At 64.7% G+C, this 13972-nt stretch carries 12 protein-coding genes; 5 read left to right on the top strand and 7 right to left on the bottom strand.

What is annotated here, in order from left to right:
* Positions 1–61 precede the first annotated feature (61 nt).
* The gene (locus ACYVG2_RS02535) at positions 62–379 is read right to left on the bottom strand and encodes a WhiB family transcriptional regulator (RefSeq protein ID WP_460779541.1); all 318 of its coding nucleotides are present in this window, start codon (positions 377–379) and stop codon (positions 62–64) included.
* 239 nt (positions 380–618) lie between these two features.
* The gene (manA, locus tag ACYVG2_RS02530) at positions 619–1740 is read right to left on the bottom strand and encodes a mannose-6-phosphate isomerase, class I (RefSeq protein WP_460779539.1); all 1122 of its coding nucleotides are present in this window, start codon (positions 1738–1740) and stop codon (positions 619–621) included.
* A gap of 67 nt (positions 1741–1807) precedes the next feature.
* Here manA and ACYVG2_RS02525 point away from each other — a divergent pair, with 67 nt between their 5' ends.
* Entirely contained in the window at positions 1808–3229 is a 1422-nt protein-coding gene (locus ACYVG2_RS02525; RefSeq protein ID WP_460779537.1) for an O-antigen ligase family protein, read from the top strand.
* On the top strand, positions 3226–4527 hold the full coding sequence (locus tag ACYVG2_RS02520) for an O-antigen ligase family protein (protein ID WP_460779536.1): 1302 nt from the start codon (positions 3226–3228) through the stop codon (positions 4525–4527). Before ACYVG2_RS02525 ends, ACYVG2_RS02520 begins: the two co-directional genes overlap by 4 nt.
* A 17-nt stretch (positions 4528–4544) precedes the next feature.
* Here ACYVG2_RS02520 and galE read toward each other — a convergent pair whose 3' ends face one another.
* Complete coding sequence (gene galE, locus ACYVG2_RS02515; protein WP_460779535.1) at positions 4545–5534, bottom strand: UDP-glucose 4-epimerase GalE; 990 nt, start codon at positions 5532–5534, stop codon at positions 4545–4547.
* A 149-nt stretch (positions 5535–5683) separates the two neighbouring features.
* Here galE and ACYVG2_RS02510 point away from each other — a divergent pair, with 149 nt between their 5' ends.
* Genes ACYVG2_RS02510 through ACYVG2_RS02500 form a run of 3 tightly spaced genes read left to right on the top strand, consistent with a single transcriptional unit; the run spans position 5684 to position 9137 of the window.
* On the top strand, positions 5684–7594 hold the full coding sequence (locus tag ACYVG2_RS02510) for a glycosyltransferase (protein WP_460779534.1): 1911 nt from the start codon (positions 5684–5686) through the stop codon (positions 7592–7594).
* A complete protein-coding gene (locus ACYVG2_RS02505) occupies positions 7591–8553 on the top strand; it encodes a glycosyltransferase family 2 protein (RefSeq protein ID WP_460779533.1) in 963 nt (320 codons plus the stop codon). The genes ACYVG2_RS02510 and ACYVG2_RS02505 overlap by 4 nt, the downstream gene beginning before the upstream one ends.
* Entirely contained in the window at positions 8553–9137 is a 585-nt protein-coding gene (locus ACYVG2_RS02500) for a hypothetical protein (RefSeq protein ID WP_460779532.1), read from the top strand. The genes ACYVG2_RS02505 and ACYVG2_RS02500 overlap by 1 nt, the downstream gene beginning before the upstream one ends.
* 27 nt (positions 9138–9164) lie before the next feature.
* Here ACYVG2_RS02500 and ACYVG2_RS02495 read toward each other — a convergent pair whose 3' ends face one another.
* The 4 genes from ACYVG2_RS02495 to glf form a co-directional block, all read right to left on the bottom strand.
* A complete protein-coding gene (locus ACYVG2_RS02495; protein WP_460779531.1) occupies positions 9165–9902 on the bottom strand; it encodes an ABC transporter ATP-binding protein in 738 nt (245 codons plus the stop codon).
* Positions 9902–10702 (bottom strand): ABC transporter permease, encoded by an 801-nt coding sequence (locus ACYVG2_RS02490; RefSeq protein ID WP_460779530.1) that lies wholly within the window; start codon positions 10700–10702, stop codon positions 9902–9904. Before ACYVG2_RS02490 ends, ACYVG2_RS02495 begins: the two co-directional genes overlap by 1 nt.
* A 79-nt stretch (positions 10703–10781) precedes the next feature.
* The gene (locus tag ACYVG2_RS02485) at positions 10782–12785 is read right to left on the bottom strand and encodes an acyltransferase family protein (RefSeq protein WP_460779529.1); all 2004 of its coding nucleotides are present in this window, start codon (positions 12783–12785) and stop codon (positions 10782–10784) included.
* Positions 12782–13918, bottom strand: coding sequence for a UDP-galactopyranose mutase (glf, locus tag ACYVG2_RS02480; protein WP_460779528.1), 1137 nt, complete (start codon positions 13916–13918; stop codon positions 12782–12784). Before glf ends, ACYVG2_RS02485 begins: the two co-directional genes overlap by 4 nt.
* Between the last annotated feature and the right edge of the window lie 54 nt (positions 13919–13972).

The following is a 13972-nucleotide window of genomic DNA, read 5'->3' as shown; positions in this document are numbered from 1 at the left end:
TATGCGCTGAGCTCGCAGCCCACGGTGATCATGCGCGGCGAGCCTGCCAAGCGGTGATCGATCAGCCGGCTTGACGCTTGAGCTTGCGGCGTTCGCGCTCGCTCAGACCGCCCCAGATGCCGAAGCGCTCGTCGTTGTTCAGTGCGTACTCGAGGCATTCTCCTCGCACGTCGCACGAGGAGCAGATGCGTTTCGCATCGCGGGTCGAGCCGCCCTTCTCGGGGAAGAACGCCTCAGGGTCGGTCTGCGAGCACAGCGCATCCGTCTGCCATGACAGGGTGCTGTCGTCGTCCGGCTCGATGCGCCTGACCCCGGGAACCCCGAGATTGACCGGATCAATAAACCAGTTCTCGGGAACGTCGGAACGGTAACCCGTCATGTCGCTCTCCTTGCCCTTCAGAATGCCCCCCACCGGGCCTTGCTGAACTAATTACACCCGTGTCATTCGCTGTGGTCAAGTCGCGGATACTAAAGCCTCAATCGAGGATTGAAGGTTCACGGCGTGTCGACGGCGTGTCGTGTCAGGTGGAACTCAGTGCAGCGCGCACTCGGGCGTGTCGGCGGAAGAGGATCCGACACGGGTCTGCGGATCGTCGTGCTCGGCGCGATCCCAGCGGCTCACCGCCCTGGCTGCGCGATGAACGCCTCGCCTGCGCCGCTCAACGTCAACGACGTCTCGTCTACGGTGGCGAAGACAGCCGATCCGACAGGAACGGCCACAGCCACCCCGTCTGCGCCGGTGACGGCGACGTCTCCCCCGGTCGCGAGCACCATCGACGGCCCGGCGACGTCCAGGGGCTCCGGTGCACCGGTGAGCACGACGCGCCGCAGCGCGAAGTCCGGCACATCGATCGGGTAGGAAGTCACCGCACCGGGTGAAGGCTGGAGCACCGGCACCGATTCGGGAGTGGTGTCGAGCACCGAGAGCAGTTCCGGCACGTCGATGTGCTTCGGCGTCAGTCCCCCGCGCAGCACGTTGTCGCTGGCCGCCATGATCTCGACGCCCAGACCGGAGACGTACGCGTGCAGGAGACCGGCGCGCAGGAAGATCGCCTCGCCCCGCCTGAGCACGATGTAGTTCATCAGCAGCGCCACTACGACTCCTGGATCGCCCGGATAGCGTCCCGCGATCGCCCGGACTGCGGCGAGCTCGGCAGCGAACTCGCCGGATGCGGCGTCGGACAGGGCGGCGATGATCTCGTCCACCTCGCGCTGCGCGTCACCGGAGAGCAACCAGCCAACGGCATCCCTCAGCAGGTCCTCATCCCTGCCTCCCTCGAGGCGCTCGCGCAGCGCGCGAACACCGGCGGATCCGTCCAATGCGTCCAGAAGGCGGAGCGTGTCGGCCACGGGCCGGAGCCCGCCGAGCGCCTCGAAGCGGTCGCTGAGTGCGACGATGAGTTCCGGCTTGTGGTTCGCGTCACGGTAGTTGCGGGCGGGATCGTCCGCGGCGAGCGCCTGCTCCCTCCCCCATCCGTCCTGCGCCTGCGCGATGGTCGGATGCACCTGGATCGAAAGCGGAGAGGCTGCGGCGAGCAGCTTCAGCAGATACGGCAGAGTGCCGCCCGTCACCGCGTCGAGAGTCGAGCCGTCAGAGGTCTCGGCCGGGTCGCCGGGATGATCGCCGAACCACACCTCGGCTTCCGGAGCGCCGGTGGTTTCCCGGCCCTCGAGATCAGCGAGGAGGGTCGTCGACCCCCAGGCGTAGTCACGGGGCGCATTCGACAGACTCAGCAGCATGAGGCCAGCGTATCGATCCGGCCGTGGCACAGCGATCTGACGGTGCCGGCGCGGTAGCCTGAAGCCGATGGCGCAGTACACGAAACATCCGGTGAAAGCCCCGCCGACCGCACCGGAACGCGAGTCGACGGGGCAGTTGCTGCTGCGCGGCTACGGGATCCTCGTCTTCGTCGTCGCGTTCGCCCACACCGCCCTTTACAACCTCGTCGGCGTCTACGGCGCCGGTGCGGTCATGATCCTGCTCACGCTGGCTGCGCTGGCGATCGGCATCCCGATGATCGCGCGAGCCGAACCGCACCCGTTCCCCTGGCGGCGTCTGCCGTGGTCGGCGCTCGGGTACGTGGCGTTGGCCCTGGTGTCCGTGGCGTGGTCGCAGTGGCGATTGCCCACTGCACTGACCTGGCTGCTGCTCGCCGCCGTCACGGTGAACGCCCTGCTGATCACGCATGCCTTCAGCTGGCACGAGATCGTACGGGCGCTCGCCTCGGCGTTCAAGTGGATCCTCGGCCTTTCGCTCGCGCTCGAGCTGTGGGTGTCATTGGTGCTGCACGGCCCCCTGCTGCCGAACTTCCTGACTCTTCCGGATGGCGACATCGACCCGCACTGGTACTGGGTGCGCAATAACCTCCTCGACGGCGACCGCATCCAAGGGATCGTCGGCAACTCGAACGTGCTCGCGATCATCAGCCTGTTCGCGATCGTCACCTTCGGTGTGCGCTTCGCATTGCGCGCGCGCTGGCGCACGACACTCGTGATGTGGATGGTGCTGGCGGCGTACATGCTGTTCAGAGCGTCGTCGGCGACCACGTACGTCTGCGCGCTGGCCGCGGCCGTCGTGCTGATGGTGGCGCTGCTGATCCGGCGGGCGCGCACGCCGGACGCGCGCGCCCGGATCTACGCGATCTGCGGTGGTGCCGTCGCGGTCGTGGTGGCCGTGGTCATCGTCTTCCACAGGCCGCTGTTCGAGCTCCTCGGACGCAGCGCGGACCTCACCGGCCGCACGGACGTCATCTGGACGAAGGTGCTCGAGCGCGCCGGCACGCATCCTGTGTTCGGCAACGGCTTCTCGAGTCCGTGGATCCCCACCGACCCGGCCTTCGACGGATGGATCATCGACCACGGCATCACGGTGTTCCATGCGCACAACATGTGGCTCGATGTTCTGATGCAGCTCGGCGTGGTCGGCGTCGTGCTGATGGCCGCCGCGTATCTCGGGCTGCTCTGGCGTGCATGGTTCTTCGCCGCCGATCGCCCGCGCTGGAATCTCCGCGCCGACCGGCCGTATTCGCCGTTGACGCTGCTGCCGCTGCTGTTCACCGTCATCCTGCTGGTGCAGGGGCTCGCGGAGTCCACCCCGATCATGCTCTGGGGGTGGCTGATGCTGGTGCTCTTCTCCTTCAAGATCAAATCGGTGCCGTTGGTCGGTGTGGGGCTCAGTGAGCAGTCTCGAGTCACCGAGCGAGGCAGCAGGGCTCGGCGCATACCGTGACCCCCGCGCAGGATGGACTCGGCCGACTGCTCGGCTCCGTCGAGATGGCGCGCGCCTACACCCTGGTGGCGCTCACCGCCACGTTCGGCTCATTCGCGATCGAGCGGATGACGTCGGCGACCAGTCACGCGACGATCATCGTGCTGCTGTGCGTGCTCGGGGTCGCGATCCTGTTCGTGCGGCGCGAGGAGCTCTCACTGCTGCGGATCGCCCCCACGTCGTTGTTCGCCTTCCTCGCGCTGGCGCTCGCGAGTGTGATCTGGACGACGGACCGCTCAGACACGCTCGTCGGGTGGCTGTGGACCTTCGGTTTCGCGATCATCTCCATCACGATCGGGCACATCCGCGACACGCTGCAGACGGTTCGCGCGATCGGCGATGCCCTGCGCGCTCTGCTGCTCGTCTCACTGGGTTTGGAGATCCTCTCCGGCATCCTGCTCGACGTGCCGATCGCGTTCCTCCAGGTCGAGGGGAACCTGGCGATCGGCGGGCCCGTGCAGGGCATCTTCGGCACGCGCAACATGCTCGGCTTCGTCGCGGTGATCGCGCTGATCACGTTCTTCATCGAGTGGCGAACGCAGTCGGTGATCGCTCCTGTCGCGATCCCGTCGATCGCACTCGCCGGGTTCCTCGCGCTCGTGTCGGCGTCGCCGACCGTGCTGGTGCTCGCCGTCGCTGTCGGCGTCGTGACCGCAGCGCTGACGATCGTGCGCCACACGCCGGCAGCGCACCGCAACCTCGTGCAGTGGACGTTGGGCGCTCTCGCCGTCACGTCGCTCGCCGTCGCCTTCGCGTTCCGGCATCCGATCATCGCCTGGATGGGCGCAGGGTCTGACTTCTCGATCCGCGCCGACCTGTGGAACAAGATCCTCGACTTCGTGGCGATCCGGCCTCTTCAGGGGTGGGGCTGGTTCGGTCCGTGGCAGCGCGGCGAGTACCCGTTCACCTACATCAACTATCTGCTCGACGATCAGCATCAGACGGCGCTGAACGCGTTCTTCGACGTTCTGCTCCAGCTCGGCATCGCCGGATTCCTGCTGTTCCTGATCCTGGGAGGGGTCGCGCTGATCAGGTCGTGGCTGGTGGCCAGCGTGCGCCATTCGGTCGTGTACGCGTGGACGCCGCTCGTGCTCGTCACGCTCGCGGTCGACTCGATGTTCGAGAGCTTCACGCTCGCCGGAGCCGGCTGGTTCATGCTCGTGCTGTGCGCGCTGCGCGCAGGACAGTCGCGATCCTGGCGCGAGAACATCGACGCGGCGAACACCGGCGCGATCCCGACGCTTCGACCGCAGGAGTGACGCGGCGCCGGACCCGCTCAGCCCAGCGAACGGAGCTTCTCGGCCCACGCGAGCGCATCACGCACGCCGTCATCGAGCGATCGCTCCGATCGCCATCCGAGCACAGAAGCGGCACGGTCGACGATCGCGTAAGCGCCGGCTTGATCGCCGGGGCGGCGATCAGCCTCGATGACAGGCATCGGCCGACCGGTCACTCGTTCGAACGCCGCGACGAGCTCGCGAACGGTGACTCCGTCGCCGGTGCCGACGTTGATGACCTGATAAGGATCGGATGCAGTGGCGACCTGGTCGAATCGTTGAATCGCTGCGACGTGGGCGAGTGCGAGGTCCCACACGTGAATATAGTCTCGAAGCCCTGTGCCGTCACGGGTCTCCCAGTCAGTTCCCGTGATCGTGAAGGCCTCCTCTGCGGCACGTGCCCGCATGATCCTGCCCAAGGCATGTGATGGTGTCGGGCTTTGCAGCCCGGTACGCAGACGCGGGTCAGCACCGATCGGGTTGAAATAGCGCAACGCGATAGCCCGCAGGTCGCCGGACTTCGCCGCATCAGAGAGGATCGCTTCGACCATCGCTTTCGTGGATGCGTAGGGGCTCGACGGCGCAAGTGGCGCTGTCTCATCCACCCCCTCGCCGCCCTCGCCGAAGTAGACAGCTGCCGAGGAACTAAAGACGACACGGGCGATACCGCAACGGCGTAGGTTGCTGAGCAATGTGACCGTCTTGCCGACATTCGTGTCGTAATACCCGAGCGGATCCGCGACGGACTCCGGCACGACGATCCGTGCGGCGCAATGTACGACGGCGTCGATATCGGGGTGGTCGGTGGTGATCCGCTCGATGATCTCCCGGTCGGCGATGTCACCGATGTAGAGGTTGCGCTCTGCGCCGAACTCCTCGAGACCGGTGGAGAGGTCGTCGAGCACTACCGTCTCGATGCCCGCTTCAATACACGCCGTCGCGACAGTGGAACCGATGTATCCGGCGCCGCCGGTGATCAGAGCCTTCATTGCGAACAATCGTAGCCCGAGCGTCCTGGGTACGACGGCATGGGCGTGCTCTGCGGGGTTCCACATGAGCTGAAGGTAGGCTACTCGGTGCCCGCTGAACAGCCGAGCGCCCATCCGGGCGGGGCGAAGCAATCCCGGAGATCTCGCCCGTGACCCACGTCCTGCAGAATGTCGTCTTCCCCCTCGACCGCGACCCCGACCTCCTCCCGCTGTATGCCGATCCCGAGACCTGGTCCGTGATCGATGAGGAGCCCGTCCGGGTCTCGAATCGTGCGCATCTGGGCAACATCCTGAGCCGGCACAGCGCGCGTATCGTCGCCGGACGGAGGGTTTCACTCGGCACGTACTTCAATGCGTTCCCCGCGTCGTACTGGCAGCACTGGACGAGCGTGCGCCAGGTGCGTCTCACCGTGCGCACCAAGGGACCGGCGACGATCCTCGTGTACCGCTCGAACGGTTCCGGGGTGCGCCAGCGGGTGGACACGGGGGAGGTCACCGGCGACGCGACGACATCCTTCGACCTCGCCCTCACGCAGTACAGCGACGGCGGGTGGATCTGGTTCGACATCGTCGCCGACGAGAAGTCCGCGATCCTCGAAGGTGCGGAGTGGACGACGGAGCAGGAACCGACACGCATCGGGAAGGCCTCGCTCGGTATCACGACCTACAACAAGCCGGACTACTGCGTCGAGACCCTCCAGGCACTCGCAGCCTCGCCGGACGCGCTCGAGTTCGTCGACCGGATCTTCCTCATCGATCAGGGCACGCAGCTGGTCGCAGAGCAAGAGGGCTACGACGAGGTCGCACGTGCTCTCGGCGACACGCTTCAGGTCATCAGGCAACCGAATCTCGGTGGCTCCGGCGGTTTCGCCCGCGCGATGCACGAGACGCTGAAGCGACCGGAGAGCGACTTCGTGCAGCTGCTCGACGACGATGTGCGGCTCGAGCCGGAATCCGTCCGACGCTCGATCGTGTTCGGCCAGTTCGCGACCAATCCGGTTCTCGTCGGCGGGCACATGTTCGATCTGCTCGACCGCCCCAAGCTGCACGGTTGGGCCGAGGTCGTCGACCGCAGCCCGTTCATGTGGCGCAATCTCTACCAGGAGAAGATGCCGCACGACTTCGGCGCATCGAACCTCCGTCAGTCGAAGCTTCTGCACATGCGCATGGATGCGGACTACAACGGGTGGTGGATGTGCCTCATCCCGCTCGACGCGATCCGCAAGGTCGGACTCTCGCTGCCCGCGTTCATCAAGTGGGACGATGCGGAGTTCTGCCTCCGCGCTGGCGAAGCCGGTTTTCCGACGGTCTCGATGCCCGGCGTGGCGCTCTGGCACGTGTCGTGGGTCAACAAGGACGATTCGATCGACTGGCAGGCGTACTTCCACGCTCGCAACCGCATCGTCGCCGGGCTGCTGCACTCTGAGGTCCCGCGTGGTGGCCGCCTGCTACGGCACAGCCGCCGTGTCGACCTCAAGCATCTGATGATGATGCAGTACTACCCGGTCGCGCTGCGCGCCCAAGCCCTGCGCGACGTGCTCTCAGGACCGGCCCACATGCGGGAGAATCTGGCGACAGCGATGCCGCGCGCGCGTGCACTCGCCGCCGAGTACCCCGAGACCGTGGTGCATCGCGATCCGTCGACTGTGCTGCATTCCAGGCACGGACGACAGGTCTACAAGCAGCTCTCGAAGAACGATCTCGACAACCCGACGGGCACGAAGCTTCGGTGGTTCACGCTGTCGACCCTGGTCGCTCACTGGATGCACAAGCCGAATCCTGCGAACGTCGCCCAGCCCGAGGTCGAGTTCGGCAAGGAGGATGCGCACTGGTGGCGCGTTCCCGCGTTCGACAGCGCGCTGGTGAGCGCCGCGGACGGATCCGGTAAGAACATCTACACCCGCGACCGCAAGAAGTACCGGCAGATGCTGCGCGATACGATCCGGCTGCACGCCGAACTCCAACGGCGCTGGCCTGAACTGCAAAAGCAATACCGGGAGGCGCTTCCTGAGCTCGTCTCCCCCCAGTCCTGGCAGCAGATCTTCGAGGAGAAGGCATGACCGCGGCGCCCGCTGCATTCGCCCCCGCGTCGGCGACGATCGTCATCGTCACCTATAACCGCTCGCATCTGCTCACCCGGCTGCTCGAGAGCATCGCGGTCATGGACCCGAAGCCCGGACATGTCGTGATCATCGACAACGCATCCGCCGACGACACCACAGAGGTCGTCGACTCGTTCCGTGCGCGCGTCGGGACTGAGATCGTGTACCGCAAGTTGGAAACCAACACCGGAGGTTCCGGGGGGTTCAGCGAGGGCATGCGCACGGCGTACGAGCTCGGCTCCGAGTGGATCTGGATGATGGACGACGACGTCGAGGTCCTGCCCGACGGCCTGGCGCGCATGGGCAAATGGACTCCTCGTTTCAAGAGCATCCAGGGACGGCGCTACGACTACGACGGCAGCGAGTTCTACTGGCAGTACCGCATCGCGGAACGGATGGGCATTCCGATCCCCTTCGCGCCCGCAGGGTTCGACGCGTCAGGGTTCAAGGAGATGAACAGCGGATGCTTCGAGGGGATGTTCATCCACCGCTCCATCGTCACGCAGATCGGCTTGCCTGACCCTCGCTTCTTCATTTACTGGGACGACCAGATGTACGGCTGGCTCGCCTCGCGGCTGACGACCGCCGTCATCGTGAACGAGTTCGTGCTGCGCCGTACTCGCGAGATCAAGCAGTGGGACATGGGCGTTCGCCACATGAATGCGTCGAGCAACGCGTACCGCTACTACATCATGCGCAATCGCGCGTTCATCAAGAAGTACTACCGCGTGCACGGCGTCTATAATCCTGTCCTGTTCGGATTGGGAACCACGGCGACGTTCTTCAAGGAACTCATCCGACTGCTCTTCGTCGAGCGCACGGTACGGGGCACGAGCAATCTGTTCCGTGGCATCCGCGACGGGGGCAAGATCAACCGCGACCGCAGCTGGACGCCCATGCCTGCATTGGAGAAGTGATGAGCGACGAGCAGCAACCACGCGCCGAGTGGATCTTCTCAGAGCAGAAGAAGAGCAATAAGGGACGCATCTGGCTGATCGTGAGTTTGTCCGTACTGGCTCTGGCCATCGTCGCCACACTGCTGTTCTTCCTGCTGCCCCGTGGCGGCGACCCCGAGCCGACACCGAGCCCGACGGTGACGAAGACAGCCACGCCGACGCCGACACCCACTTCCACGCCGACGCCCGACCCGACGACGGCCCCTGAGCCCACCGCGCCGCCGGTGCCGGATCCCGACGTCGCGACTTTCGCCGCCCAGGTGCAACCACGCCTCGACGATGCCGCGACAGGGCTTTCGATCGCCGCCGGATCAAGTGGTCAGGAAGCCGCTCAGGTCATCGAGACGCTCCAGCAGGATGCTGGGCGCCTGTCGGATGCAGCCGCTCCGAGTTCGATCTCATCGACATGGTACGACGCGGTCGGGCAGTACAGCGCACGGCTCGGTGAGCTCCGCGGCGCGTTCGAGGGCGGCGGAGACACGCAGAGAGCCATGGATGCCGCCACCGCTGCGCTGCAGGAGCTCCGCACGCTCGTCGGCGTCTGAATGTGACACTCGACGCATAGGCCGTGGTCAGCGCGGCGCGGAGTCTTGGTTGTAGCGGTCCAGCACCTCATTGATACCGGAGTCCAGCACGAGCGCGCCTTTGTCGAGATACAGACCACGCGTGCAGAAGCGCCGCAGGTCGCGTTCGTTGTGGCTGACGAAGAACAGCGTGCGTCCATCCGCGAGCAACTCATCGATGCGCTTGTAGCACTTGTCACGAAACGCCTTGTCGCCAACCGCGAGAACTTCGTCGACCAGCAGGATCGGCTCATCGAGCTGCGAAACGACCGAGAACGCGAGGCGCACCTTCATCCCGTTGGACAGATGCTTGTAAGGCGCATCTTGAAAGTCTTCGAGCTCCGCGAAGCCGATGATGTCCTCGTAGCGCCGGCTGATCTCTGCCTTGGACATCCCGTGCAATCCGGCGGTGAGCCGTACGTTTTCGCGTACGGTGAGGTCCCCGACGAAGCCGCCGGTGATTTCAATGAGCGGCGCGACGCCACCGTTGACGGCGACCGTCCCTTCATCGGCCAGAAGCACGCCTGCCACGAGGCGAAGCAGCGTGGACTTTCCCTGGCCGTTGCGTCCGACGACGCCGATGGACTCGCCGGGTTGCACGGTGAAGGAGACGTTCCGCAGCGCCCAGAACTCCCCGGGGCGGTTGCGCCGCGATGATCCGGCGAACAGATCCTTGATGCTCCGGCGTCCCCGACGATTTCGGCGGAAGCGCACGCCTAGACCGACGACCTCGATTGCGGCGACCATCACAGCTCCTTCAAGACGGAACGCTCTAGAGATCGAAACACCCATAGCCCGATGACGAAGATGCAGACCGTCATGACGACGCTGATCAGGATGGTCGTCGTGTGCCACTGATCAGGGAAGAACCCGACCCGATAGAGCGTGAAGATGCCGGAAAGCGGATTGAACGCGCTGATCATGTCGAAGGGGGCAGGAAGGTCGTTGACACTGTAGATCACCGGGGACGCGTAGAACAGAGCGCGAAGTATCAATGCCGTAGTGCGTTCCAGATCGGCGTAGAGCACGCACAGAGGAGCGACGAGCAGCCCCAGCCCGACGAGCAGCATCACCTGGAGCACGATGGCGACGGGGAACCACAGCAATGTCCAACCGATGGTGATCTTGTCCGCGTTGAAGATGATGAACATCGCGAGCACAGGGACCGAGAAGAGGAACTCCAACCCCTTGCTCAGGACGATGCGATTCACCCAGATCGAGCGCGGGATCGATGTCGAACGCACCAACCTGGCATCTTTGCGGAACGCGCGCGTGAAATCGGAAACCGATGTGTTGAACCACACCCACGGCAACAACGCGAGAATGAGGAACACGATGTACGGCTGCTCGCCGATCTTGTCCCGGTGAAACACCTGGGTGAACACGAACCAGTAGATCCCGCTCATGATCAGCGGGTCGAGCACAGACCACAGGTAGCCGAGCCAGCTGGTGGCGTAGCGGACCTTCAGATCGCGCGCCGACAGCAGCCACAACGAATGCAGATACCGCCGGGGCGTACCCGGCGCCCCCACCGTCGTCGTGCTCATCGTGCTCCCGTACAAATTCGTAGTGCCGCACGTCGAAGATCCCGCACGCGCTCTGTCAGCGTAGCGGCGTCTGCCTGCATCATCCGATCTCCCCGCCGAGTTGCGCGCGCATCGCGGGTGCAAGCGTCTTCGCGAACATCTTCGTCAGGTGGTTGTCGTCGATGTACACCGCGATGTTGCCGATGGCTGCGCGGCAAATGCCGTCGGGGCACAGCTGCGGCGTGAAGTCGATGAGCGTCACCCAGTCGGCCAGTTCCGCCGCCGGGTTCTCAAGTTGCATCGCGTCGCCCACGGCCCGATCGCAATCGCCGTTCACCAATGCGCACTCGTACATGTCGATACCGAAACGAGGGTTGTCGCGCACGCCGATCACGCGCATGCCTTCCTCGGCGAAACCTGCCGTCACGTCGTCGATGCCGGCCAGCATCCGTTCGTTCGGGCCATCAGCCTCAGCTGCCGTGACGATGGTGGCCACAGCATCCGGGTGCACGGCATCGATGTACGCGATCGCGCCTTCGCGCCACTGCGCGCATTCGGCCGCTTTCTCCGTATCCTCGTCGTGCCGTTCAAGCGAGCATCCGCCGTGCAGGAGACCGACAACGCCCCACCCGTCCTCATCCGCGATCGGGCGCAGCGCAGCCATCATCTGCTCGGCGTGCGAGTCGCCGACGACAATCACCAGGTGACCCGCTGCGTCGGCGTCCGATGTCTGTTCACAGGTCACCTGCACCCGCTCTTCCGCGGCTGTCAGTCGCCCGCTGCACATCTCATCGAGCGAGACCCACTCGGAGTCGAGATCGATAGCGTTGGGAAGCAACGGCACGTCAATTGCATCAGCCGTGTCGCCTGCAGCCCCCTGATACGCATCGGCCTGCGCTTCGGCTGCATCGGCCTGCGCGTGGGCGGTGAGCTGCCAGACCGATGTGACCGCGACGACAGGAAGTGCGCACAACGCGACGACGACGAGGTTGCGCAAGATCGTCCCGCTTTCACCCCGCGGCAACCGAAGCGGCGTTTCCACCGCGAAAGTGAGAATTCGAGCGAGCAACACAGAGAGCGCGATGATCAATACGCCGTCAAGAGCACCGGCACGTGAGCTGTCAACGACGGTAAGCCACAGGATGAGGATCGGCCAGTGCACAAGATAGAGGGCGTAAGCGTCTCGGCCGATGAATCGCAGCGGCCGAGCGGCGAGGAATCGCGCCGGACCCGCATTGCCGATTCCGCCTATGACCACCATGGCAGTCGCCAGCACCGGCCAAAGCGCCAGGAAGCCAGGAAAACCGCCGCGGACGTCGATCACGACACCGCAAACGGCGATCGCGACGAGGCCGATCCATCCGAGCGCGCTCGCCAGCGCGCGATGGAGTCGGATGTACGGCAGAGCCAGCGCGAGCAGCGAGCCGGCGGCGAACTCCCACAGGCGCGCGCCGGTGTCGAAGTACGCGAAAGTCTGATCAGTCTGAGTGCGGATGATCGAGTAAGTCAGTGATGCGGCGAACACGGCACCGAACAGCACCGCGAGGATACCGATCGCGCTGCGCTTCATCCATCGAGCGAGCGCAGCGCCCAGTAAGAAGATCAGCGGCCACAGCACGAACACCTGGCCCTGGACCGAAAGAGACCAGAAATGCTGGAACGGCGAGGGCAGCGTGCTGTCTCTGGCGTAATAGTCGACGCCGGAGAACGCGAGCTGCCAGTTCTCGACGTAGAAGAGCGACGCCCACCCTTCACGCCAGATGCTGGGCCACTGGGTCGACGATACGAAGATCCACGACGCGCCCAGTATCAGCACGATCGTCACAGCGGCGGTCGGAACGAGCCTGCGGAAGCGCCCTGCCAGGAACGACCCGATCCGCAGCGGGAGGCCATCCGTGATTCGGCGAGACATCGTCAGCGTCAGGAAGAACGCCGAGATTATCAAGAAGACGTCGACCCCACCTGAAACGCGATCCATCCAGACGTGGTAGATCACCACCAGCAAGATCGCTACGGCTCTGAGACCGTCGATGTCATATCGATAGGGGTTCTGTAGACGTTTCCCTGGCTTGCCGGTCGAGACGGTGCCTGCAGCGCTGGTCACGCCAGTTGATTGTTCCACATGGTCAGCGCCGAGCCGATGGCCATGTGCATGTCGAGGTACTGGTAGGTGCCGAGGCGTCCGCCGAAGTGGACGTCCTTCTCACCCTTCTGCAGCTCTCGGTACGACAGGAGACCGTCGCGGTCCGAGGGCGTGTTCACCGGGTAGTACGGCTCATCGGCCTTCTCCGCGAAGCGGGAGAACTCGCGCATGATGACCGTCTTGTCATCCGGATACACGTCCTTGCGCTCCGGGTGGAAGTGCTTGAACTCATGGATGCGTGTGAAGGGCACGTCCATGTCCGGGTAGTTCATGACCGGGGTGCCCTGGAAGTCGCCGATGTTCAGCACCTCGCGCTCGAAGTCGAGTGTGCGCCAGCTGAGCTCGCCCTCGGCGTAGTCGAAGTACCGGTCGACGGGGCCGGTGTAGACGATCGGCACCTGCCCCACGAGAGACTTGCGGTTCAGTGGCTGCGACTCGTCGAAGAAATCGACGTCGAGCTTGACTTCGATGTTCGGGTGATCCGCCATCCGTTCGAGCCATGCTGTGTACCCGTCGGTCGGCAGGCCCTCCCACGTGTCGCTGAAGTAGCGGTTGTCGTAGTTGTAGCGCACGGGGAGGCGGCTGACGATGTCGCCGGACAGCTTGTGGGGATCGGTCTGCCACTGCTTCGCCGTGTAGTCGCGGAAGAAGGCTTCGAACAGCGGACGTCCGACGAGAGCGATCCCCTTTTCCTCGAAGTTCTGCGCCGACTTGACGTCGTACTCCCCCGCCTGCTCCTTGATGAGGGCGCGAGCCTCGTCGGGTGAGTAGGCGGCCTGGAAGAACTGATTGATCGTGCCGAGGTTCACCGGCATCGGGTACACGACGCTCTTGTGGTTGGTGTAGACCTTGTGCACGTAGTTCGTGAACGTCGTGAATCGGTTGACGTACTCCCACACGGTCGCGTTCGACGTGTGGAAGAGGTGCGCTCCGTAGCGGTGCACCTCGATCCCGGTCTCCGGGTCCGCCTCGCTGTAGGCGTTTCCGCCGATGTGCGCGCGCCGTTCGATGACAGTGACCTTGCGGCCGGCATCCGCGGCGCGCTCAGCGATGGTGAGGCCGAAGAAACCCGAGCCTACGACGAGAAGATCCATGTACCCCATCGTATCGGCGACCCGGGCACAGGCTGAGCGGATGCTGTGTCGCAT

It is taken from the genome of Microbacterium shaanxiense (assembly GCF_054779995.1).
This window is presented reverse-complemented; position numbering and strand designations above follow the sequence as displayed.